The organism is Marinobacter vulgaris (assembly GCF_003344045.1).
GTDB lineage: Bacteria > Pseudomonadota > Gammaproteobacteria > Pseudomonadales > Oleiphilaceae > Marinobacter > Marinobacter vulgaris.
The window spans coordinates 174,941-195,705 of record NZ_QFWX01000006.1 but is presented as its reverse complement, the minus strand read 5'-3'; the positions used below and the strand labels follow the sequence as shown (position 1 = coordinate 195,705).

Sequence of the window (20,765 nt, the reverse complement as noted above, 5' to 3'; positions counted from 1 at the left end):
AAACCTGCCAAAATCTGTTAAAGCCCGGTAAACGCAAAATCCACATCGGGCTTGCGCCCCGCCACAATATCCGCCAGTGCTGCCGCAGAACCACAGGAATGGGTCCAGCCCAGAGTGCCGTGACCGGTATTCAGGTAGAGGTTACCGAAGTGGCTTTTTCCGATATAAGGCACGTTAGAAGGGGTTGCCGGCCGTAACCCGGCCCAGAACTCGGACTGCTCCCAATGGGCCGCCTCTGGCATCAGTTCGGCGGTTCGCCGGACAATCGCCCGGCAGCGGGTCAGGTTCAGCTCCCGACTATAGCCGCTCAGTTCTGCCGTACCGGCAACGCGAATGCGGTCGCCGAGGCGCGAAAACACCAGTTTGTATTCGTCATCGGTAAGGCTGACGTTGAAGGCGGCCGCTTCGTTCTTTACCGGCACGGTTATGGAATAGCCTTTCGCCGGGTAGATGTTCAGCAACAGACCCAGCTTCCGGGCCAGAATGGCACTGAAGCTGCCAAGGCTGAGCACGTAACTGTCGGCACGCAGGGTCTGGTGCCGGCCTTCGCGAATAACCTTGACGCCAAGAACGCGATCGCGGGTGTTCTCGAACCCCAGGATTTCCGTGTCATAGAGAAACTCCACACCGGCTTCCTGCGCTTTCCTGGCCAACGCCTGGGTGAACTGACGGGCGTCACCGGATTCGTCTTCCGAGGTATAGGTGGCCCCGGCGATCCGATGCTTGACCGGTGCCAGCGCAGGCTCCAGTTCAACCGCCCGCTCCGCGCCGATCACCTGACGGTCACACCCCAGTTCCCGCATGATGCGGGCTGGCTTCAGCGCGGACTCGAACTCACTGGGATTGGTGTAAAAATGCAGGATCCCCTTCTCAAGGTGATCGTATTCGATGCCGATCTCTTTACGCAGCGCCTGTAAGCGTTCGCGGCTGTAGGTGCCAAGACGCACTATCTGGCGGATATTGTGGGCAGCCCTGGCAGACGTGCACTCCCGCAGGAACGCAATGGCCCAACGCCACTGGGCAGGGTCCATGCGAGGCCGGAACAGCAGGGGCGCATCGGAACGGGTCAGCCATTTGAGTACTTTCAAAGGCGCGGAAGGATTGGCCCAGGGCTCGGCATGGGAGACCGAGATCTGTCCGCCATTGGCATAACTGGTTTCAGTGCCTGAATTGCTCTGTCGGTCGACAACGGTAACGTCATATCCCTGCTGTTTCATAAACCATGCGGTAGTGACACCAACAACACCTGCACCCAGCACCAGTATGTGCATCCGTTTCCTCCCGTGGCCAGCACCTGAATAGGCTCACTATTGTAACGTCCGGCGTAGCGGATTGCGTGCCAGACGGTTTGGCAGCTCCAGGCAACCCTGCTCAGCCACCGGCTTTTTTCACCTGCCAGCCTTGCTCCTGCAACAGCGGCACCAGCACGTCCCGCTGATCACCCTGAATCTCCACCACTCCTTCCTTGACGGTGCCACCGGTTCCGCATCGGGCCTTGAGCACCTTGGCGAAGGCTTTCAGTTCCTTTTCACCCAGGGGAATACCGGTCACCAAAGTAACGCCCTTGCCTTTGCGGCCCTTGGTTTCGCGGCTGACGCGAACTATGCCATCGCCGACAGGAGGTGAAGGCGTCCGACAGACACAGTCATCAACGGGATGTCGGCAACCGGGGCACATCCGCCCCTGTTCCGTGGAAAAAACCAAGCCACCAGAACGGTTTTTCATAACGTCCTCTTGCTCAACACTGAATTCGCCGGAAGCCTTACACGCCGGGAGGATACTTTTCAAACATGTCTGCGACCACTTCATCAATCAGCTCGCGCCGCGTTTCGGACGACTGGTTTTCATTCAGGTAACGGCGACTGGCTGCACGCCAGACGACCCGGTCAGTATCCGTATCGACCAGCTCTACCACCAGTTTACCTTCCTGAATCTCCCGGACTGGCGGCGCCGAAGACAGCCCCCAGCCAAAGTTACCGCTGCCGAAACCAAAACCGAGGCCAACACCGGTGCGCTCAAGACGTTCTTCCTCGACGATTTCCCAGGTCACAAGCAGGTCCGCCTGTTCCTGCTCGACCTTGCGCATGGACTTGCGATTGAGCTCCCGCTCGACCGCGCTCTCGATCCGGCCACCGTCAAGGGATGTGAAACTCTTGCCCTCGCCCTTGGGCGCAAAAGCCCAGGACGCGTAATTGCCGAACACCGTGCCGGAATCATAATCTGTTACAACGTTGCTGGCACACCCGCTCAATGCCAGAACCAACAGGGAAACAAAGAAAACTCTCATGATGACAACTTCCTCTCTTTGGGCCGTCTGTCTGACAGTATACGCCTGGCAGACGGGCTGAGTTTCGATAAACGTTGCCTAACTCTCCAGACTGTAACCAATTCCCCGGGCATCACAAAATTCAGACAATTCCCGGACCCGGTCGAGGGGCACAACAATATCCGCAACCACCTGCGGACCGTAATCTACCTGATCCACCCCGGCGTCGTGCTGCTCACACCAGTGTCGGATGGGCTGCTCGTCGGCGAAAGTCATGGTGACTGTCACCCGCGACAGGGGCTTCTGGGTCACCCGCTCCACCGCGGACAGCACCGCTTCGGTCGCACTGGCATAAGCCCTGACGAGGCCGCCGGCCCCCAGCTTGATGCCGCCAAAATAGCGGACCACCAATACCAACACATCACCCATGTCCTTGTGCTGGATCACGCTCAATATAGGCTTTCCGGCCGTTCCCGACGGCTCGCCGTCATCGTTCATGCCGGCCTCCGCAGCGGCCCCGGGCCGGCCAATCTGATAGGCCCAACAGATATGGCGGGCGTCCGGGTGGTCCTTACGGGCCTGCTCCAGCCAGGTCCTGACCTCCTCCCGGGACGAAACCGGGGCAACGCGGGCAATAAACCGGCTCTTTTTGACCTCTGTTTCCCGCTCCAGGAAGCCGGCCGGAACTGGATAATCCCTGCACATCAGCAACTCAACCCCCATCCGTGAAGAGCGGAAAGCGTAATACCACCATCAGTCCACCCTGTTCCGCGTTAACGGCTTCGATGTTGCCGTCGTGAATCGCCACGATATCTTTGGCGATAGCAAGGCCAAGCCCCCAGCCCTTGCCACCACGGGACTTGTCAGCGCGGTAAAAAGGTTCGAACAGATGCGGTAAAACTTCCTTGGGCACGCCCGGCCCCTCGTCGCGGATTTCCAGTACCAGCTGCTGTTGCTCTGAACGCATGGCCACATGGACTTTCTTGCCCGGGGGCGTGTGATCCAGCGCATTCTGCAGAATGTTGTCAAAGGCGCGCTGCAGCAGCCCCCGGTCTCCCAGTATGGTTGTTCGCCTGCAGTCCGGACTGACGGTCAGCAGGCAGTCAACGCCCCGGTGTTCGGCGTAATCGGCTGCATCCCTGAGTACATCATTGATGACCCTGACCGGCTGAACGCCTTCGCGCTCGATATCCCCACCCTGTTCCGATACCCGGTAAAGGGTCAGTATCTGGGACGTCATTGCTTCCAGACGCTCGTTCTGGCGCAGGATAGAGGCCATCAGGTCATCATCCACGCCGCCCTCACTGGCCAGTTCAATGGCAATCCGCTGCCGCGTCAGCGGCGTCCGCAGGTCGTGGGAGATATCCCTCAGCAGATGGGTCTGGCGATCCAGCAGGTTGCAAAGCTGTGCGGTCATGGCATTAAACGCTGTCGCCAGGGCGCCCACTTCGTCACGGCGACTGGCAATGCCCTCGCTAACCCGCAAAGAGTTGTCGCCATCCGCGATGGCCCGTGCCGTTGACTCCATGTGCTTCAAAGGACGCGACACCAGGCGCGCAACCCATACGCAGGCCAGGGTTATGATGACAAACGCCAGGCCGAGTTCGAGCCACTGGAAAAACCGGGGATTCAGCCATGCATCACCGTTCAGCCGTGGCCAGGCAACCAGGCGGTAGCCTTCAGCCACTTCGATGACCGCCGGCCGCTGCCGATACCAGCCGCCAGACTCCATCCGTTCCCGGATAGACTCTGGCAAGCTGCCTTCATTATGGTCTGCCTCAATAAGAAAGAGGTGCAGGTCCAGCTTGCTGCCCTGCTCTTTCAGGAAGCGCCAGGCATCGCCCCGCCCTTCGTTTTCCCGCACTGACAGGGCCTCGGCGGCAAGCTCCTGCAGGCCCGCCTGGCGCTCAATCGCCTGCCTTTCGCGATCTTTCAGGGTGTGGGTCACCAAATTACCAACGATCATGGTGAGTGCCATGGCCAGCCAGATCGAAATGAAAATCCGCCAGAACAGTGAGAAACGCAGCCCCCTAATCATTCGGCACCCGATAGCTGTAGCCAAGCCCCCTGACCGTTTCAATTCGTGGCGGGTCATCATTTCCCAGTTTCTTTCGCAGGTTGCTGATATGCATATCCAGGGTCCGGTCGTAAGCCTCCAGCCGGCGGCCCAGCGCCCACTGCATCAGATCGGTTTTTCTTACCACACTGCCAGCGTGGGCCAGCAATACCTGCAGCACCTCATACTCGGTGGCGGTGAGATCCAGAGCTTCATCGCTCTGGTAGATCCGCCGGTGCACAGGCTCCACTCTAAGGTCGCCATAGCTTCTGGACTCGTCCAGTCCGACCTGCTGATCCCAGGCTACCCGCCTGAGCAGGGCCTGGAGGCGGGCGATGAGTTCGCGGGGGTTGCATGGCTTGGGTATGTAGTCGTCAGCGCCAACCTCAAAACCGACGATGCGATCGGTTTCATCGCCACGGGCTGTCAGCAGAACAACGGGAAGATGGGTCTTTGTCCGCAGCTGGCGCAATACTTCCAGCCCGCTGATATCCGGCAGCATGATATCAAGCACCACGATATCGCAGTGCTGCCCCATGGCCAGCGACAGTCCATCCTGGCCATTCGCCGCCTCACGCACAGTAAAGCCCTGGTTGGCCAGATAGCGGGACAAAAGCTCCCGCAGTTCGTCATCGTCTTCAACCAACAGCACCCGGTTCTGCATGGCAAACCTCCATTAACAGGTGCCAGTCTATCATGGCATGGCAAGAGGTCTGTTTTTCATCATTTTTCTTTGCACAACCTTTACATGGTGATTATCTGGCGGATTCTCGCGTATGGTAGGAATAAACCACGAAGAGTCCGCGACCATGCCAGAATCCGGCCCCCCTGAACTTACAATCCGTACCGTCCACTCCATCGCTGACATTGAGCCCGAGGACTGGCACAAGCTCAGCGGCACTGACAGCCCGTTTCTGCGTCATGACTTTCTGCTCTCACTGGAAGCATCCGGTTGCACGACCGCCGCCACAGGCTGGCGTCCGTGCCACCTGATGTTCTACCTGAACGGCCAACTGGCGGGGACTGCCCCGGCCTATCTCAAGACTCACTCCATGGGCGAATACGTTTTTGACTGGGCCTGGGCCGATGCCTACCAGCGGTATGGCATGAACTACTACCCCAAACTGCTCGTTGCCATTCCCTTTACGCCCTGCCAGGGACCCCGGTTGTTATTTTCGGGAGCATTGCGTGGGTGGATGACGCCAGAGCGAATGCACCTGGCACTCGACTCGGTCATCGAAGAACTGGGCGCGCACTCCTGGCACCTGCTGTTTCCCGACCCCAAGGATCAGGAGCTGATGGGCATGGAAGAGGAGCTCCATCGTGTTGGCTGCCAGTTTCACTGGTATAACCATGGCTATCAAACGTTCGATGATTTTCTCGCGAGACTGACCTCGCGAAAGCGTAAATCCATCCGCAAGGAACGCAGGCAGGTGGCGGACCAGGGCATTTCGTTCCGCCGGTACTCGGGTCGGGACATCCCCGATCACGTTCTCTCCGCGTTCTACGTGTTCTATCAGGCCACCTACCTGAAGCGGGGGCAGCGACCCTACCTGAACAGTGATTTTTTTCATCAACTGAGGGAAACACAGCCCGAGCAGCTCCATATCATCATGGCGGCCAGGGACGGGCAGATGATCGCAGGCGCCCTGTTTCTGCAGGGTGAGGACACGCTTTACGGGCGTTACTGGGGGTGTCTCGAGGAATTCGACCATCTGCATTTTGAAACCTGTTACTATCAGGGCATTGAGCTGGCCATTGAGCAGGCATTGACACGATTCGATGCCGGAGCCCAGGGAGAGCACAAACTGGTTCGGGGTTTCGAACCGGTCATTACCCACTCCTGGCACGGTATACCGCACCCCGGATTTCGCGAGGCCATTGCGAGATTTATCCAGGAGGAGACGGAGCATGTCATGGCCTATGCGGAGGATGCTCTGGACGCCCTGCCTTTCAGGCAAGGCGAACCGGATCAGTAGCAGGCCTCAAGTACTCACTGACATTTTACGGAGCGGGCAGCCATGGAACCGGACTATTTTCTCGAGCTTTTAAGCACCAACCGTTTTATTCTGCTGATCGCCGTTGGTGCCCTGATCGTGGCGATCATTGCCTTATTCAGCGGCGCCTCCGCCCGGCGAAGGCTGTCGGAGCACAACGACGTGTTAAAGCAGCGGGTCGACAGCCTGTGGCAGGATATGGACGAGATGCGGGTATCACAGTTCAATGGTCCCGGGCCTTCAGGCGCTCAGCAGGATGTCACCTCCAGTGAACGTTTTGCCCTGGAGAAAGCCGCTTACGAGGCTATCTGGCCTCTGGTCTGGTCACTGCATGACAAACTGGGCATGTTTCTTCGGGCTGTGGAGACGGAGGAGCACGCGGGCGAACTGCGTCTTGAGGCCCGCAACGCGGCGCTGGAAGCCCGCAAATCGCTGAACCGCGTACGCCCCTTCTGCCATGACGAAATCGACGAGCTGATCACCCAGTTGATCGATAACCAGATCAAGGCTCACCTGGCTGCCTGTCATTTCATGGACCTGAGCAAGGACTCCAAGGATTCCCTGTCATCCAGCACCAGCCATGAACGGGCCGTGCAGAAAGAGAAGTTCCGCATGCTCTACGACGGGCAGTCCAGGGACATGCTCGATCAGCTGGTCAGGGCCATCCGGCAGAGAATGCTCAGGTAGCCTCAATCCGGGGTATGCTTCCACCCCCTTCTGACCTTTTCCAGGGTATCCCGCTGCAATGCTTTCAGAAAATCACTGACCACGGTGGGCGTCTCCACGACGGGCTCGAGATAGAGCAAGCGCCTGGGCAGGGTGTCAACGGCCTTGCGGGCTGCAGACACCTGATCATCCAGTGAGCCAATGGCGCCCTCAATTACCCGCCCATGCTTCATCACGACCTTCAGCAAGGGGTTGCCGTCAAACACCTCATCCCGGCCGGCGATTACATCCTGGGCGATACGGCCATCCGGCCCCAGGCGCCGGTAGATCTGTTTCGGTCCCGGAAACGACTGCTTGCCGGGGGAATTCTTCATACGCGGAAGGCAGGCATATTCGGTCAGCTTGAAAGCCAGCTCCAGCGCCGGCTCATCATTCGACACGCCAATAGCTGTGCCCACACCGAAGCCGTCTATGGGTGCTCCGGAAGAAACAATTTCGGCAATCCTGTATTCGTCGAGGCCACCGCTTGCCATGATCTTTATGTCGGTGAGACCGGCTTCGTCCAGCATTTTCCGACAGTCCCTGGCTTCGGCGGCAAGATCACCGGAATCCAGGCGAATACCGCCAATACTTACCTCCGGGTTTTCCTGAAGCCAGGTGATGATTCGTCTGACGGCGGTGCGAGTGTCGTAGGTATCGACGAGCAGCGTCGTGCCCGGATAAAGTCGCGCATACGCCTTGAAGGCATCAAGCTCGTCCGTACACGCCTGCACGAAGCTGTGGGCCATGGTGCCATGAACGGGCATATTGAAATCCAGGCCTGCCAGCACATTGCTGGTACCTGCGAGGCCGGCGAGCCGGTAAGCCCTCACTCCCCGGTGAGCTGCATCGAGGCCGTGAGTACGGCGCATGCCAAAGTCGACAACGGGCCGGCCCTCTGCCGCCGATACCAGGCGGACAGCCTTCGACGCCAGCACTGACTCCAGGTGCACGTAGTTCATTACCAGGCTTTCCAGCAACTGAACTTCGGCGATTGGCCCCTCAATCTCCAGCAGAGGTTCCTGGGGGAACACAGGCGTACCCTCGGCAACCGCATGAACCGAGCCACTGAAGCGGAAATTGCGCAGCCAATCCAGGAATTCCGGCTGAAACCGGTCAAGGGATTCAAGCCGACCGATGTGTTCCTCGGTAAAGGTCAGGCTTTCGATAATGGAAACCACGCTTTGCTGGCCACAGGCAAGAACAAAATTGCGGTTGTCCGGGAGTTGCCGAAAGAAAAGGCTGAAAACAGCGGTATCGTCCATACCTTCGGACCAGTACGCCTGAGCCATTGCCAGCTCGTACAGGTCCACCAACAGCGAAAGATCAGCTTCTTTTACAACCGGAGGTTGATTCAGCACAATTCGGCGCCCTCGTCCTGCAGCTGTTCAAGGACAGCGGGTGCCTCATCCGCCTCGACAGCACGGGTTCCGCTGGTTATGAGCTCAACCTCAAAACCGAGTTTCAGTGCATCCTTCACTGTTGCCTGAACGCAGACATCGAGAGCCAGGCCCGCCACAAACAAACGGTGGATACCATGACGGCGAAGGTAACTGTCCAGCTGGGTGCCGTCGAATGCCGAGTAGGCGTCGGTATCAAATGCCGTTCCCTTGCTGACCCGGATAGCGGAATCCGGAAGCTTCATTTCAGGGTGAAATTCAGCGCCCGGGGAGTCCTGGACGCAGTGGACCGGCCAGGGGCCACCGCGTTCCTGGAAACTGATGTGATCAACGGTATGCCAGTCACGACTGGCGAGAATCGGCCAACCTGCCTCCAGGGCCTTGCCAATCCACTGGTTGATGGCCGGAAAGATCGAGTCACTGCCGGGAACCGCCAGACTGCCACCCTCGCAAAAATCGTTCTGCACATCGACCAACAACAGAGCATGTGGTCCAGTGTTCATAAGAAGTCCTCCCATGGTCAGACGTTCGTGCAGATCACCGGATATCAGCTGTTCTCAATCCGGAAGCCGATCTTGAGTACGACCTGATAGTGCCCGACTTTGCCGTCAACCACATGGCCGCGGGTCTCCTGCACTTCAAACCACTCAATGTTCCGAAGGTTTTTGCTGCACTCGGCAAGCGCATTCTCAATCGCGTCTTCGATGCTGTTTTTCGAAGAACCAACCACTTCTACCTTCTTGTAAACATGATGGTCGGACATGGCACCTCCTGTTTCAATGCGGTGTATAGTCAGGCGAATCACCTGAATGCCTGTTTTTTCAGCCTATACCAGTAACCTATAACCAGCAAACAGCCAGGCCCTCTGCAACGGAACTTTACGGGGTAACTGAGCTTTGACATTTCCTTTGTCGTAAACTGAGGGTTACCCACTATCTCCGGATCTCTATGAGAAGAATCAAGCATTGTTTTATCGGGGCTACCCTGACATTCGCCGTGCTATTGGCAGGCCCGCTTCTACTGGCGGCCTGTGCCGGCTTTCAGGACTCCGGAAGCTGGCGGACCGCGGACCGGTCCAGCGCGGGGCTGGCCCCTACCCCTGAACAGGAGCAGGGCGCCGTGGTACAGGTCTACGGTGCGCGCGCCTATAACTGGCGGGGCTATTTTTCAGTGCATACCTGGATCAGCACCAAGGAGGCTGGTGCCAACACCTACTATGTGCATCAGGTTACCGGCTGGCGACACTACGTCATCCAGTCACGACCTGATGACCCTGACCGCAACTGGTACGGCGCCAAACCGGCATTGATTGCAGATTTTCGCGGACAACAGGCGGAACGGATTATTGGGCAACTTGGCGGCGTTATTGAAAACTATCCCTATCCGACAACCTACGAGGCATGGCCAGGCCCCAACAGCAATACGTTTGTGGCCTGGGTCATCCGCCAGATTCCGGAGATGGATGTGGCCTTGCCCAGTAATGCAATCGGCAAGGATTACCTGGGCAATGGGTTGATCTCGGAAGTGCCAGGTGGAGCCGGATACCAGCTATCGCTGGGTGGCTATTTCGGCGTGCTCGCAGGCGTTCGGGAGGGGCTTGAACTGAATATCCTGGGGCTGTCTCTGGGTATCAATCCGCTGGCCCTCGGCATCAAACTGCCGGGCATTGGCGAACTGGCACTGCGCAATACAAATCCCATGCCTGAACCCGCTGCAACCAAGACGGACGGGGCAGGGACGGTCTCCCAAAAAACGCTTTAAATACGTCCATGTACGCTTGGGCTCCGCCATCCATGGCTCCGCACATTTTTGGGAGACCGCCCCTGCCCCGTCCTGCCTCTTTGGCCAGCATTAAAGCGAAGTGATACCCGCATAACGAACCAGGCCGGCTGCGGCTATCCCGGCCGCAATCGCGGGAAGAGGTTTCTTGATCGCCAGCATGATAACCGCGGTAACAACCAGCGCCGCCAACGAGCCGGCGTCCCCGCTAAACGCCATGGGAACGATGATGGCTATCAACACGGAACTGGCCATGGTGTTGATGAAGCTTTCGATTCTCGGATTGATGGTCACGAAGGACATCAGGAACACGCCACCGAAGCGGGTGATTACAGTTACAACCGTCATGATGGCGATCAGTGCGAGGATGCCGGCGGTGGTAGTTTCAATGGTCATGTAGAGGTTTCCTCCTCCACACCCACTCGATCTTCATCATCGGCTTTCTTTTCCAGCCAGAAGAAGCCGATAGCACCACCAGCTAATGCACCGACCACCACATGGGTATTCGGAGGCAGCCATTTCCAGGCGGCCAGTGATGAGATTGCAGCTACAGTCCACGCCACCAGTGTTCGGGGCGACTTGTTGCCACCCAGTGCCATGGCCAGCAGGAAACAGCCGAGCACCATGTCCAGGCCAAGGGATTTTGGATCCTGCAGTAACCCGCCGAAGTAAACGCCGAGCCAGGTTCCGATGATCCAGGCAATCCAGATGACAAGGCCGCCTCCGAGGATCACTTCCAGATTGCGCTTGCCGTTCTGGTAGTCCTGGGCAGAGACTGCCCAGTTGGCGTCGGTCAGAAACAGCAGCAGACCGTAGCGACGGCCAGGGGGCATGTCCCGGAGCATGGGATATAACGAGGCGCCCATCAGCAGGTGCCGGGAGTTGATCGCAAACACCACAGCAATCAATGGAATCAGGGAAACTTCACTGCCCCACATATCCACGGCGGCAAACTGCGAGGCGCCGGCGAATACAGTGAAGCTCATCAGGAGGGCCTGCAGGGGCTCAAGCCCTTTCTGGACTGCCGCCAGGCCGAAGGCAGCACCAAAGGCCACCACAAATAGCGAGATGGGTAGCAGCCGGAAAAATTCGGCACGGACTTTTCCGGTCTGAAGCTGGTAGGAATAGGTGCTGGGGTTCATCTAAGCAAGCTAATGAAACTTGCGGCAGATGCGTATAGGTAGATGCCGAAGCGTCAGAGTTGGTGGAGGGTGGCGGCCAGGGTTTCGCTGATGCCGGCGTTGAGTTTCAGGTCCACCAGTGCGTCGGCGCGGGTACGGCCCAGATTCAACGTGGCGATGGGTTTGCTCCATTCCCTGGCATAGCGACAGAAGCGAAATCCGGAATAAACCATCAGCGACGATCCGATGACCAGCAGGCCGTCGCTGGCCCTGAGGGTGTCCAGCGCGAAATAGACCCGGTCCTTGGGCACATAGTCTCCGAAGAACACCACGTCCGGTTTGAGGATGCCATGGCAACGGGGACAATCGGCAATGCGGAACCCGGAGAAGTCCACTTCAAGATCCGCATCTCCGTCGGGGGCGGCAACCGCGGAATATTGTTCAAATCCCGGATTCATGTCAGCGCAGCGTTCGTGCACCTCGTCCCGATTGCAGCGGTAGCCGCAGCCCATGCAGATAACCTCGTCGGCCCTGCCGTGAAGATCCGTCACTGCCTGGCTGCCGGCCCGCTGATGTAGACGATCGACATTCTGGGTAACCAGCAGGCGGCTGTGGTTACGCAACTCCAGCTCAGTCACATGATGGTGGGCAGTGTTGGGCCTGGCATTGCGAATGACCGGCCAGCCGATCAGGCTTCGGCCCCAGTAACGCCGGCGCACCGCCACACTGGTCATGAAATCCTGGTGCTGCACTGGCTGTTTGCGTTTCCAGGCACCGTCGCCGTCCCGGTAATCGGGAATGCCGGAATCTGTACTGACTCCGGCACCGGTCAGTATCATCAGTCCAGGATGCCGGTGGATAAACTCCGCCAGCCTCGCTCCGGCCTCTTGCGGGGCATGCAACACCAGCGGCTGATCATGGATCGGCATGGTTACGCCTTTGGCAGGCTTTCGAATTGCAGACATCAGACTCACCCTGTTGGCAAACCCCTATACCTTAGGGGGCAAACAACGCCCTGCCAATAGCCACGGCGGGGGAAACGGCTCAAAAACTCAAAAGCCTGCGGCGCATCTCTTCCGCGCCCAGACGATTCATCAATTCGATATTCTGTCCGGGGATCAGTTCCGTGCCCGGGTAGCCAGCAATGGCACGCTCGAGGCTTTCCTCCCGCAGCAGGTGCAACATCGGGTAAGGCGAGCGATTGGTGTAGTTCTCGGCGTCGTCTGGCCCGGTACCGCCAAACTGATAGTCCGGGTGAAAGCTGGCAATCTGGTAAATTCCGTCCAGCTCCAGGTATTCCAGAAGGCCATCAGCGGCGGCAAGGAATTCATTATACTCCGCAAAGTCCCGCAGCGCGCCCGGATGCACGAGCAGGGTCGTTTCAACTTCCGGGTGTTCGTTGAGATGCACCAACTCATCCTGCAGCGCCATCAAAAGCACCTCTTCCGAGCCGGCATCGGTCGCCACGAAGCGAATCCGCTCCTTTACCAGCTCCCTGCGCGCAAACGGGCACAGGTTAAGCCCGACCACTGTCTCTGAGACCCACCGTCGGGTGGCATCCAGAATTGAATTGTGCTCCAAGGGTACACTCCCCTATTGTGATAAACGGAACAGACACGCCCAGTGCGGGTCGTGATATGTTAAGCAAGCTTACAATAATTCCAGTATTGATACCGGAGATCAAAAATGGACGTGGCAAGAACGCCTGACGAACGATTCGAGCGGCTGCTGGACTACCCTTTCAAGCCCCACTATGTGGAGGTCGATGGCCTGCGCATGCATTATGTCGACGAAGGGCCTGCGGACGCCATGCCCGTGCTGATGATGCACGGCGAGCCGTCCTGGTCCTATCTTTACCGGCACATGATCCCGATCTGCGCTGCGGCGGGGCATCGGGTCATTGCCCCGGACCTGATCGGCTTTGGCAAATCAGACAAGCCTACGGATATCAACGCCTACAGTTACCAGGGCCACATGCACTGGATGCAGTCATTTCTGGACCAGACCGGATTGCGGGACATCACCCTGGTCTGCCAGGACTGGGGCTCACTGCTGGGCCTGCGACTGGCTGCGGAAAACCCGGACCGGTTCCGCGCCATTGTCGTTGGCAACGGCATGCTGCCAACCGGCGATCAGCCAGTGCCAAAGGCGTTTCAGCTGTGGAAGAACTTCGCCCTTTACAGCCCCTGGTTCCCGATTTCCCGCATCATCAACACCGGCAGCTTCCGCACACTGGGCCCGGATGAGCGCCGTGCCTACGACGCCCCTTTCCCGGCCAAGAAATACAAGGCCGGGGCCCGTGCCTTCCCGAAACTGGTGCCGGTAAAGCCAAGCGATCCGGCCAGTGAGTCCAACCGGGCCGCATGGAAGGTATTGGAGCAATGGGAGAAGCCGTTCCTGACCACGTTCAGCAATGGCGATCCTATCACCCGGGGCGGTGATCGTTTCATGCAGGAGCGTATCCCCGGTGCCAAAGGCCAGCCCCACACCACCCTGACCGGCGGCCACTTCCTGCAGGAAGATTCACCGGTACAGTTTGCCTGCGCGGTCAACGATCTTCTGGCCAGTTTGGGCCAGGGCGATCAGAAATAGCCCTGGCTGCGCAGGTAATCGTCGTAGCTGCCGCTGAAGTCAGTGATGCCATCAGCCTTCAGCTCAACGATGCGAGTGGCCAGCGACGACACGAACTCCCGGTCATGGCTGACGAACACCAGCGTGCCCGGGTAGTTTTCCAGTGCCAGGTTCAGGGACTCGATAGACTCCATGTCCAGGTGGTTGGTAGGCTCGTCCATCAGCAGCACATTGGGCTTTTCCAGGATCAGCTTACCGAACAGCATCCGCCCCTGCTCGCCGCCTGAAATCACCTTCACCGACTTGCCGATATCATCTCCGGAAAACAGCATCCGGCCGAGGGTGCCCCGTACCAGTTGCTCACCGCCGGTGGTCCATTGTGACATCCAGTCGGTGAGGTTCATGTCTTCGGCAAAATCCGCGGTATGGTCCTGGGCGTAGTAGCCCACCTGGGCGCTGTCTGTCCACTTCACATCGCCGCTATCAGGCGTCATGTTGCCAGCCAGACACTGCATCAGCGTGGTTTTACCAATGCCGTTGGGGCCGATGATCGCCACCCGTTCCCCGACCTCAATCTTGAGATTGAGCTTGTTGAACAGGTTTTCGCCGTCAAAGCCCTTGCTCATGTCTTTCAGGGTAACGGCCTGCCGGTGCAGCTTCTTGGTCTGCTCAAAACGGATAAACGGGCTCACGCGGCTGGAGGGCTTGACCTCCTCAAGCTGGATCTTGTCGATCTGGCGGGCGCGGGAAGTCGCCTGCTTGGCCTTGGAGGCGTTGGCCGAAAAGCGGCTGACAAACTGCTGCAATTCGGCAATCTGGGCCTTCTTCTTGGCGTTATCCGACAACATGCGCTCACGGGCCTGGGTGGCGGCGGTCATGTACTCGTCGTAGTTGCCCGGGAACAGCCGCAGCTCGCCGTAATCCAGATCCGCCATGTGGGTGCACACACTGTTCAGGAAATGGCGATCGTGGGAAATGATGATCATGGTGCTGTTTCTTGCCACCAGGATGCTTTCCAGCCAGCGGATGGTGTTGATATCCAGGTGGTTGGTGGGCTCGTCCAGCAGCAGGATATCGGGATCGGAAAACAGCGCCTGTGCCAGCAGAACCCGCAGCTTCCAGCCCGGCGCGATCGCGCTCATCGGACCGTCGTGCTGGTCCAGGGGAATGTCCAGCCCCAGCAGCAGCTCACCGGCACGGGCGTCGGCGGTGTAACCGTCCATCTCGGCGAACTGGACTTCAAGGTCGGCCACGGCCATGCCGTCTTCTTCGGTCATTTCCGCCAGCGAATAGATACGGTCCCGCTCCGCCTTCACCCGCCAGAGTTCCTCATGACCCATGATCACGGTATCGATAACCGAGCAGTCCTCATAGGCGAACTGATCCTGGCGCAGTTTGCCCAGCCGCTGGTTCTGGTCCACCATGACCTGCCCGGCGGAGGGCTCCAGATCGCCCCCGAGGATTTTCATAAAGGTGGACTTGCCACAGCCGTTGGCGCCAATCAGACCGTAGCGATTGCCGTTGCCAAACTTGACGGATACGTTTTCAAACAGGGGCTTGGCCCCGAACTGCATGGTAATGTTCGCGGTGGAAATCAAGAAGAAACCTATCAACAGTGAGTACCGGGTGAAGCCCGGACAGGAAAAGCCGGCATTGTACAGGTTTGCCGCCAAAACCGTGAGACAGCAGAAACACGGATAAAAAGCGCTTGCCACGGCCGGCCGCGGCGGGCAGCATTTCAGCCTCGGAGTAGCAACACACTCATTATCACTACCTCTTTTATAGGAAACAGACGTCATGACCAAGGCAACGGCACGCCACATCCTGGTGGACAGCGAAGCAAAATGTGAAGAGCTCAAGAAAGCCATCGAGGGCGGCGAGGACTTTGCAGAAGTGGCAAAGCAGCATTCCTCCTGCCCCTCCGGCCGCAATGGCGGTGATCTGGGTTCCTTCGGCCCCGGCCAGATGGTTCCGGAATTCGACAAGGTGGTATTCAGCGGTGACGTGAACAAGGTTCTTGGTCCGGTGAAGACCCAGTTCGGCTACCATCTGCTGGAAGTCACCAGCCGAAGCTGATGATTCCGTATCTGCCAGCTGACCGCCGTGCCCGCAAAGCCAGGATATGCCAGTATCTGGCCTTTGCGGGTATCGTCCTGATTGCGCCCTTTTTCTTCATTGGTGGCCCAGGATGGACTGACGGGCCACTCTACAAGTCTGCCTGGAACCTCGGGCACATCCTTTTCTTTGCCCTGATGACGATTGCGGTCCAACCCTGGCGGATCTGGACCGGCTGGAGGCTGTGGGCGTTTGCCACACTGGCTGTATTCCTGCTTGGCCTGGGGATAGAAGTGCTCCAGTACGGTCTCAGCCGTCAGATGGACTGGCACGACATCCTCCGCAACCTGCTGGGCCTGTGGGCTGTACTTGCCGTCTGGCCGCGGGCAATCAGGGGCGGGTTTTCACCTCCGACGGTCTGGGCTCTGCGAATCATCGTTGCTTTACTGCTGCTTGCTGAAGTGGGCAATACCGCACGGATTGGCGTCCGGCAATACGAGGTCAGCCAGTTATTACCGGCACTTTATGATTTCAGCCACAGGGACCCGGCGCCGTTCTGGAACGGGCCGATCACCCCGACCTCGGGAAACCGGCAAAGCAACCGCCAGGGGCAACTCAAGATATCCCTTTCCACCAACCGCTTCTCCGGTGTCTCTTTTGACAATTTCCCGGGTGACTGGCGGGGATACAGCCACCTCATCGTTGTGACGTATAACCCCCAGGATCAGCCAGTGCCGATGACCCTGCGCATTAATGACGTTGAGCATGACCTCGGCAATAACGCCTATAACGACCGCTTCAACACACGCCTGGAACTCGCCCCCGGCGAACACCGCTTCCGGCTGGATCTGGAGCTGATCAAAAACGCGCCCGCCGGGCGCAGCATGGACATGGGCGCAATCCGGCGGCTTGGTTTATTCACCTCCGGATTGACGGAGCCAAAGACTGTCTATCTGCGCGATATCAGGCTGGAATGACCACCTGTGGCATGCTCACCAGGCGGGTTCGACAGGGATTCAGTCCAGTCGCCAGGGGTTGGACGTCAAAGCGTCAGCGCCGTCTTCACCCACCAGAACCGTATCACTGCAGCCAATACCCCACTGCCCCGGAATTCGCAGACAGATCGGCAGGTGAAACACCATGCCCTGCTGGAATACCGCGGTTTCACCGCGGGCAATAAACCCCGAGCCTTCCACCCAGGATGGGGGAAACTGCGCGCCAACGGTGTAGCCAAACACCCCCGAGAAAAATACCTCATCAGCCAGCGGCGCCAACGCCTGCTCGGCAACCCTGGCCGCGGAGTCGAACGTCCGGCCCGGGACCATGGCGCGCTGTAAAGCATCCACTACCCGGCGGCAGCCATCGAAGACAGATCGCATCTTCGCGGAAGGCTGACCAGCCACAACGGTACGCATCATGGGCGCTGTATAGCGCTGCCAGACCGCGCCGAATTCCAGGAATACGGGGTCGCCCTCCGCCACCTTGCAACGCTTGTGGTTGGTGTGAATAACACTGCTTCGCTGACCCACAGTCACAATGGGCTGCATGCTCATGAATTCACTGCCGCCGGCCAGAAGCGCCTCTGCGCCCACCGCTGCGATGTCGTTATCGGTCATGCCGGGCTGTATCGCGGATGCAGCCGCCTCTATGCCCTGGCCGGTAATGCGGGCACTTTGCCTCAGAAAATCAATTTCGGCGGGCGATTTGACGATACGGATGTTTTTCAGCATGCCGGAGGCGTCCACAAACCGCGTGTCCGGCAGCCGCTGCTTCAATCCTTCCACGACACCCTGGCGCAGGGAACCGTGCCAGTAGTCAATTCCCACGGTGGATCCATGACCGCTGAGAACCTCGGCCAGCGGGTCCAGCACATCGCCAATACCCTCCCAGCGATAGCCGATGACCTCATCAACCCGGGTGGTGATCATGGCAGGGCCGGTTTCAATGGAGGGCACCTGCAGCATCAGGGACCCCGGCGTGACCACCAGCGCCACGTGAACAGAAACCTCGAAGGTACTGTAACCGGTCAGGTAGAAAAGATCAGACGGGTCTGTCAGCAGCAATGCCCCAACACCCTCATCCGCCATTCGGCTTCTGAGACGTTGCAGCCGTTGCTCGTATTCAGCCGCAGAGAACGGGCATTCCCGCCCCCTGAGTTCTCTGGCAAGGGTTTTCTGATAGGCGTTAAAGTCCATGGGGGTCGTCTCCGGGAGGAGGAAAGGTTACTACTGGAGACTGGACCCAAAGCGGCGGTTTTTCAAACCCCGGGGAGCGTTATCCGGGATTGAAAAATCTTGTCAGCTGACTGCCTACCGATTCCACGGGGTCGGTAATCGAGCGCTGGATGCTGTTGGTGACCACCCGCACGAATGCTGAACCGGAATCACTCTCCAGAAATCCGATGTAGTCTTTCAGCTCCGACGTATTCAGATCCTGATAGGTATAAAGGTACCCGATGTAGACCTGTCGGGCGACCATGGCCCGCAACGTGTCTCTCTGGCTTTCAATCTTCTGTTGCAGCTGTTCGAACGTGGGGCCCTCGCTGCCATTGAAGACCGCCAGAGTGGAAGCAAGACCCAACTGAACAGCAACGGTGGTGTCTACCGTGCTCTCTGTGGCCCGGGCTGCCCGGTCAAAGCGGTCAAACAGCTTTGCCCGCTCGCTGCCCCGGTAGTTATCCTGCAAATCCGCAGCGGCGGCCTCCACCTTTTCCCAGGCTGCCGGCCTGGAGGCGGCAATCTCCGCCTGGGTAATCCTCTCGGCCAGGGGGGTTTGATACCAGCCAAGCACGGAGTCCAGTTGCTGGTCACTCAGGCCCTGATCCAGGTCCTCAACCACCTGTGCGCGAATCTCGTCAACGCTGAACGCGTTACTGACAATACTGCTGACGGTATTGGCGACGAACGGCTCTACCCGGCCACTCTGATTCAGGCCCTCCCGGACGCCCTGACTCATCATCGCCGGATACTGGGCGACAATCGCATCAACGGGTGAAGCCCGGAGTACGGAGTCGGCCAGTGGGCTGGCCGTGGCGGAAGTACATACCAGCAAAAGAAAAAGTAATGCCGGTTTAACTTGGGATAGTGCGCGCATGAACCTAGTATCCTGTGAGAACGGACGTTTGTTATGCCATGGCGCCGGCGCCGCCTGCAAGCAAACCGGCCCGGTGTTTGATGACCATTTTGTAGTATGGAGCGGGAGAGCCCTGACCAGCCCATGAAGAATCGTCGTAACCGACTGAAAATCTGGAAGTCGCGGCTCGGCTGGTATGGACTGCCCTCGCTGGGCCTGGCCATTGCGATCGTGGCAACCATCCGGTTCAGCCTGCTGGAACCGGACCCGCCAGCCAATCCGGAAGACGTCTGTGAGATTTTCCGGGAACACCCGGTCTGGTATGACTATGCCAGTAGCTCCAGGGAACGTTGGGGCACCCCCATTGCCACGCAACTGGCCTTCGTTTACTATGAATCATCGTTTCGCAGCCATGCCCGTCCACCCCGAACCAAACTGTTCGGCTTCATCCCGTGGGCCCGGCCGACCTCTGCCTACGGTTACGCCCAGGCCCTGGACCCGGCCTGGGGTGAATATCTGGAGGCAAACGGCGACGGCCTGTCGGTGGTGCGCACCAACATGAAACACGCGCTGGACTTTGTGGGCTGGTACAATCATCTGACCAACCGTCATGTCGGCGTTCCCCTTACCAGCCCGGAAAAACTCTACCTCGCCTATCACGAGGGAAGAACCGGATACCAGCGGCAAAGCTACCTGGCCAAACCGGCCGTGATGGCGCTGGCCGAGCGGGTGCAAAACCGGGCCTTTCGTTACCATCGCCAGTTACAGAACTGCGAAGAGGAGTTCCAGTGCTGGCGTTTCTATCAGTTCTGGCCTTTTTGTGGCGACTGGTAGAACCGTTTCAGGCGTCGCCTTCCACTCGTGGAGAAAGCTTTGCCAGCCTGGTGGTAAGAAATTCCTTCACAAGACGCACCCGCGCCATCTGCTGGGTTTCGTGGTTGACCATCAGCCAGAGATCCACACCCTCACCCTCAAGCGGCCCGGACAGCCTTTTCAGTTCCCGGGTACTGTCACCCAGATAACAGGGCAGCGCGGCCAGGCCTGCGCCGGCTCGCGCCAGCGCATGCATGGCCTGGAGACTGTTACAACGGATAATGGATGAGGCATTTTTCAGATTTTTGCGGTACCAGCGCCCGGTTGCCAGGTGGCTGAAGCTTTCATCGGGCAGAATCCACAGTTGCTGCTCTGGCCCGTTCTCAAGGTCCATGGCGGGGTTACGCTTGCAGTACCTTGCCGCCCCATAGACAGCCGACTCGATGGTGCCGATACGTTCGCCTTCCAGAGTGGCCTGGGGCTTATTGACGGGCCGTAGCATCAGGTCGGCCTCGCGATGGCTGAGGTTAAGCACATCGTTATCGGTAAGTACCTCCAGCTCAATATCCGGGTATTCACGAAGCAGGTCGGCAATCATCGGGCTGATCAGTGCGTTGACCATGGTATCAGTCGCGGCAAGCCTGACTTTGCCTACCGGGGCCGAATCCTGGCCCCTCAGCTGGCGCTCCAGGTTTTCCATGTCGCCAGTCAGCCTTTCCGCTGCCCGGAAAGCGGTTTCCCCCACGGGCGTTAGCTGAAGCCCGTCGCGGTTACGCTCAAAAAACTGAACCCCCAGCTGTTCTTCCATCTGATCCAGACGACGAAGCACGGTCGTCTGGTGCACACCCAGTATTTCACCGGCTTTGGCGAGGGTTCCACCTATTGCCAGCGCGTGAATATATCGAAGATAATCCCAGTCCATAGCTACTG

At 58.6% G+C, this 20,765-nt stretch carries 23 protein-coding genes and 1 pseudogene; 7 read left to right on the top strand and 17 right to left on the bottom strand.

Annotation, left to right across the window (positions count from 1 at the left end):
- Positions 1 to 17 precede the first annotated feature (17 nt).
- From DIT71_RS14375 to DIT71_RS14350, 6 genes and pseudogenes are all read right to left on the bottom strand, one after another.
- A pseudogene (locus DIT71_RS14375) lies at positions 18 to 1,274 on the bottom strand (D-amino acid dehydrogenase); the annotation flags it as partial.
- A gap of 97 nt (positions 1,275 to 1,371) precedes the next feature.
- Positions 1,372 to 1,725 carry a translation initiation factor Sui1 gene (locus tag DIT71_RS14370; RefSeq protein WP_114613907.1) on the bottom strand — a complete coding sequence of 118 codons (354 nt, stop codon included), beginning with the start codon at positions 1,723 to 1,725 and terminating at the stop codon, positions 1,372 to 1,374.
- 37 nt (positions 1,726 to 1,762) lie between these two features.
- Positions 1,763 to 2,287: a DUF4136 domain-containing protein gene (locus DIT71_RS14365; protein WP_167507466.1), complete on the bottom strand. Its 525-nt coding sequence runs from the start codon at positions 2,285 to 2,287 to the stop codon at positions 1,763 to 1,765.
- 78 nt (positions 2,288 to 2,365) lie between these two features.
- A complete protein-coding gene (locus DIT71_RS14360; protein WP_114614085.1) occupies positions 2,366 to 2,971 on the bottom strand; it encodes a YigZ family protein in 606 nt (201 codons plus the stop codon).
- A gap of 7 nt (positions 2,972 to 2,978) precedes the next feature.
- Positions 2,979 to 4,304, bottom strand: coding sequence for a sensor histidine kinase (locus DIT71_RS14355; protein ID WP_114613905.1), 1,326 nt, complete (start codon positions 4,302 to 4,304; stop codon positions 2,979 to 2,981).
- Positions 4,297 to 4,986 carry a response regulator transcription factor gene (locus tag DIT71_RS14350; RefSeq protein WP_114613904.1) on the bottom strand — a complete coding sequence of 230 codons (690 nt, stop codon included), beginning with the start codon at positions 4,984 to 4,986 and terminating at the stop codon, positions 4,297 to 4,299. Before DIT71_RS14350 ends, DIT71_RS14355 begins: the two co-directional genes overlap by 8 nt.
- 145 nt (positions 4,987 to 5,131) lie before the next feature.
- On the opposite strand from DIT71_RS14350, the gene DIT71_RS14345 reads away from it, so the two are divergent.
- Both DIT71_RS14345 and DIT71_RS14340 read left to right on the top strand, forming a co-directional pair.
- Entirely contained in the window at positions 5,132 to 6,301 is a 1,170-nt protein-coding gene (locus tag DIT71_RS14345) for a GNAT family N-acetyltransferase (protein ID WP_114614084.1), read from the top strand.
- A 42-nt stretch (positions 6,302 to 6,343) separates the two neighbouring features.
- On the top strand, positions 6,344 to 7,006 hold the full coding sequence (locus DIT71_RS14340) for a hypothetical protein (protein ID WP_114613903.1): 663 nt from the start codon (positions 6,344 to 6,346) through the stop codon (positions 7,004 to 7,006).
- Between the two features lie 2 nt (positions 7,007 to 7,008).
- On the opposite strand, the gene DIT71_RS14335 is transcribed toward DIT71_RS14340, so the two are convergent.
- From DIT71_RS14335 to DIT71_RS14325, 3 genes are read right to left on the bottom strand one after another with little or no spacing between them, the layout of a single operon-like run.
- Entirely contained in the window at positions 7,009 to 8,385 is a 1,377-nt protein-coding gene (locus DIT71_RS14335) for a nicotinate phosphoribosyltransferase (protein WP_227538142.1), read from the bottom strand.
- A complete protein-coding gene (locus DIT71_RS14330; protein WP_199491024.1) occupies positions 8,379 to 8,927 on the bottom strand; it encodes an isochorismatase family protein in 549 nt (182 codons plus the stop codon). Before DIT71_RS14330 ends, DIT71_RS14335 begins: the two co-directional genes overlap by 7 nt.
- 44 nt (positions 8,928 to 8,971) lie before the next feature.
- The gene (locus DIT71_RS14325) at positions 8,972 to 9,187 is read right to left on the bottom strand and encodes a dodecin (RefSeq protein ID WP_114613901.1); all 216 of its coding nucleotides are present in this window, start codon (positions 9,185 to 9,187) and stop codon (positions 8,972 to 8,974) included.
- A 185-nt stretch (positions 9,188 to 9,372) separates the two neighbouring features.
- On the opposite strand from DIT71_RS14325, the gene DIT71_RS14320 reads away from it, so the two are divergent.
- Positions 9,373 to 10,185 (top strand): DUF3750 domain-containing protein, encoded by an 813-nt coding sequence (locus DIT71_RS14320; RefSeq protein ID WP_114613900.1) that lies wholly within the window; start codon positions 9,373 to 9,375, stop codon positions 10,183 to 10,185.
- A gap of 90 nt (positions 10,186 to 10,275) precedes the next feature.
- Here the strand turns inward: DIT71_RS14320 and DIT71_RS14315 are convergent, their stop codons facing one another.
- The 4 genes from DIT71_RS14315 to DIT71_RS14300 form a co-directional block, all read right to left on the bottom strand.
- Positions 10,276 to 10,599 carry an AzlD family protein gene (locus DIT71_RS14315; RefSeq protein ID WP_114613899.1) on the bottom strand — a complete coding sequence of 108 codons (324 nt, stop codon included), beginning with the start codon at positions 10,597 to 10,599 and terminating at the stop codon, positions 10,276 to 10,278.
- Complete coding sequence (locus DIT71_RS14310; RefSeq protein ID WP_114613898.1) at positions 10,596 to 11,345, bottom strand: AzlC family ABC transporter permease; 750 nt, start codon at positions 11,343 to 11,345, stop codon at positions 10,596 to 10,598. Before DIT71_RS14310 ends, DIT71_RS14315 begins: the two co-directional genes overlap by 4 nt.
- Before the next feature lie 53 nt (positions 11,346 to 11,398).
- Positions 11,399 to 12,253, bottom strand: a complete 855-nt coding sequence (locus DIT71_RS14305) for an NAD-dependent protein deacetylase (protein ID WP_244312034.1) — start codon at positions 12,251 to 12,253, stop codon at positions 11,399 to 11,401.
- 115 nt (positions 12,254 to 12,368) lie between these two features.
- Positions 12,369 to 12,905, bottom strand: a complete 537-nt coding sequence (locus DIT71_RS14300; protein ID WP_114613896.1) for a DUF1415 domain-containing protein — start codon at positions 12,903 to 12,905, stop codon at positions 12,369 to 12,371.
- Between the two features lie 105 nt (positions 12,906 to 13,010).
- On the opposite strand from DIT71_RS14300, the gene DIT71_RS14295 reads away from it, so the two are divergent.
- On the top strand, positions 13,011 to 13,916 hold the full coding sequence (locus DIT71_RS14295) for a haloalkane dehalogenase (protein WP_114613895.1): 906 nt from the start codon (positions 13,011 to 13,013) through the stop codon (positions 13,914 to 13,916).
- On the opposite strand, the gene DIT71_RS14290 is transcribed toward DIT71_RS14295, so the two are convergent.
- Positions 13,907 to 15,493, bottom strand: a complete 1,587-nt coding sequence (locus DIT71_RS14290) for an ABC-F family ATPase (RefSeq protein WP_114613894.1) — start codon at positions 15,491 to 15,493, stop codon at positions 13,907 to 13,909. The two genes, DIT71_RS14295 and DIT71_RS14290, sit on opposite strands and share 10 nt — an antisense overlap.
- A 199-nt stretch (positions 15,494 to 15,692) precedes the next feature.
- Between DIT71_RS14290 and DIT71_RS14280 the strand changes: the two genes are divergently transcribed.
- Together DIT71_RS14280 and DIT71_RS14275 are read left to right on the top strand one after the other, a co-directional pair.
- Positions 15,693 to 15,971, top strand: a complete 279-nt coding sequence (locus tag DIT71_RS14280; protein WP_114613892.1) for a peptidylprolyl isomerase — start codon at positions 15,693 to 15,695, stop codon at positions 15,969 to 15,971.
- A complete protein-coding gene (locus DIT71_RS14275) occupies positions 15,971 to 16,927 on the top strand; it encodes a VanZ family protein (protein WP_114613891.1) in 957 nt (318 codons plus the stop codon). Before DIT71_RS14280 ends, DIT71_RS14275 begins: the two co-directional genes overlap by 1 nt.
- 39 nt (positions 16,928 to 16,966) lie before the next feature.
- Here DIT71_RS14275 and DIT71_RS14270 read toward each other — a convergent pair whose 3' ends face one another.
- Both DIT71_RS14270 and DIT71_RS14265 read right to left on the bottom strand, forming a co-directional pair.
- Positions 16,967 to 18,145, bottom strand: coding sequence for a M24 family metallopeptidase (locus DIT71_RS14270; protein WP_114613890.1), 1,179 nt, complete (start codon positions 18,143 to 18,145; stop codon positions 16,967 to 16,969).
- Between the two features lie 79 nt (positions 18,146 to 18,224).
- The gene (locus DIT71_RS14265) at positions 18,225 to 19,043 is read right to left on the bottom strand and encodes a DUF2059 domain-containing protein (RefSeq protein ID WP_114613889.1); all 819 of its coding nucleotides are present in this window, start codon (positions 19,041 to 19,043) and stop codon (positions 18,225 to 18,227) included.
- A gap of 123 nt (positions 19,044 to 19,166) precedes the next feature.
- On the opposite strand from DIT71_RS14265, the gene DIT71_RS14260 reads away from it, so the two are divergent.
- Positions 19,167 to 19,856, top strand: coding sequence for a transglycosylase SLT domain-containing protein (locus DIT71_RS14260; RefSeq protein WP_114614082.1), 690 nt, complete (start codon positions 19,167 to 19,169; stop codon positions 19,854 to 19,856).
- Positions 19,857 to 19,863: 7 nt separating this feature from the next.
- Here the strand turns inward: DIT71_RS14260 and DIT71_RS14255 are convergent, their stop codons facing one another.
- A complete protein-coding gene (locus DIT71_RS14255) occupies positions 19,864 to 20,757 on the bottom strand; it encodes a LysR family transcriptional regulator (protein ID WP_114613888.1) in 894 nt (297 codons plus the stop codon).
- Positions 20,758 to 20,765: the final 8 nt, after the last annotated feature.

Bases quoted from the DNA above. Each gene is read 5' to 3' on its own strand.
- DIT71_RS14260 (WP_114614082.1), top strand. From the start codon at position 19,167: ATGAAGAATCGTCGTAACCGACTGAAAATCTGGAAGTCGCGGCTCGGC.
- DIT71_RS14355 (WP_114613905.1), bottom strand. From the start codon at position 4,304: ATGATTAGGGGGCTGCGTTTCTCACTGTTCTGGCGGATTTTCATTTCG.
- DIT71_RS14320 (WP_114613900.1), top strand. From the start codon at position 9,373: ATGAGAAGAATCAAGCATTGTTTTATCGGGGCTACCCTGACATTCGCC.
- DIT71_RS14345 (WP_114614084.1), top strand. From the start codon at position 5,132: ATGCCAGAATCCGGCCCCCCTGAACTTACAATCCGTACCGTCCACTCC.
- DIT71_RS14350 (WP_114613904.1), bottom strand. From the start codon at position 4,986: ATGCAGAACCGGGTGCTGTTGGTTGAAGACGATGACGAACTGCGGGAG.
- DIT71_RS14275 (WP_114613891.1), top strand. From the start codon at position 15,971: ATGATTCCGTATCTGCCAGCTGACCGCCGTGCCCGCAAAGCCAGGATA.
- DIT71_RS14325 (WP_114613901.1), bottom strand. From the start codon at position 9,187: ATGTCCGACCATCATGTTTACAAGAAGGTAGAAGTGGTTGGTTCTTCG.
- DIT71_RS14370 (WP_114613907.1), bottom strand. From the start codon at position 1,725: ATGAAAAACCGTTCTGGTGGCTTGGTTTTTTCCACGGAACAGGGGCGG.
- DIT71_RS14340 (WP_114613903.1), top strand. From the start codon at position 6,344: ATGGAACCGGACTATTTTCTCGAGCTTTTAAGCACCAACCGTTTTATT.
- DIT71_RS14360 (WP_114614085.1), bottom strand. From the start codon at position 2,971: ATGTGCAGGGATTATCCAGTTCCGGCCGGCTTCCTGGAGCGGGAAACA.
- DIT71_RS14265 (WP_114613889.1), bottom strand. From the start codon at position 19,043: ATGCGCGCACTATCCCAAGTTAAACCGGCATTACTTTTTCTTTTGCTG.
- DIT71_RS14310 (WP_114613898.1), bottom strand. From the start codon at position 11,345: ATGAACCCCAGCACCTATTCCTACCAGCTTCAGACCGGAAAAGTCCGT.
- DIT71_RS14305 (WP_244312034.1), bottom strand. From the start codon at position 12,253: ATGCCGATCCATGATCAGCCGCTGGTGTTGCATGCCCCGCAAGAGGCC.
- DIT71_RS14295 (WP_114613895.1), top strand. From the start codon at position 13,011: ATGGACGTGGCAAGAACGCCTGACGAACGATTCGAGCGGCTGCTGGAC.
- DIT71_RS14280 (WP_114613892.1), top strand. From the start codon at position 15,693: ATGACCAAGGCAACGGCACGCCACATCCTGGTGGACAGCGAAGCAAAA.
- DIT71_RS14365 (WP_167507466.1), bottom strand. From the start codon at position 2,287: ATGAGAGTTTTCTTTGTTTCCCTGTTGGTTCTGGCATTGAGCGGGTGT.
- DIT71_RS14270 (WP_114613890.1), bottom strand. From the start codon at position 18,145: ATGGACTTTAACGCCTATCAGAAAACCCTTGCCAGAGAACTCAGGGGG.
- DIT71_RS14255 (WP_114613888.1), bottom strand. From the start codon at position 20,757: ATGGACTGGGATTATCTTCGATATATTCACGCGCTGGCAATAGGTGGA.
- DIT71_RS14315 (WP_114613899.1), bottom strand. From the start codon at position 10,599: ATGACCATTGAAACTACCACCGCCGGCATCCTCGCACTGATCGCCATC.
- DIT71_RS14330 (WP_199491024.1), bottom strand. From the start codon at position 8,927: ATGAACACTGGACCACATGCTCTGTTGTTGGTCGATGTGCAGAACGAT.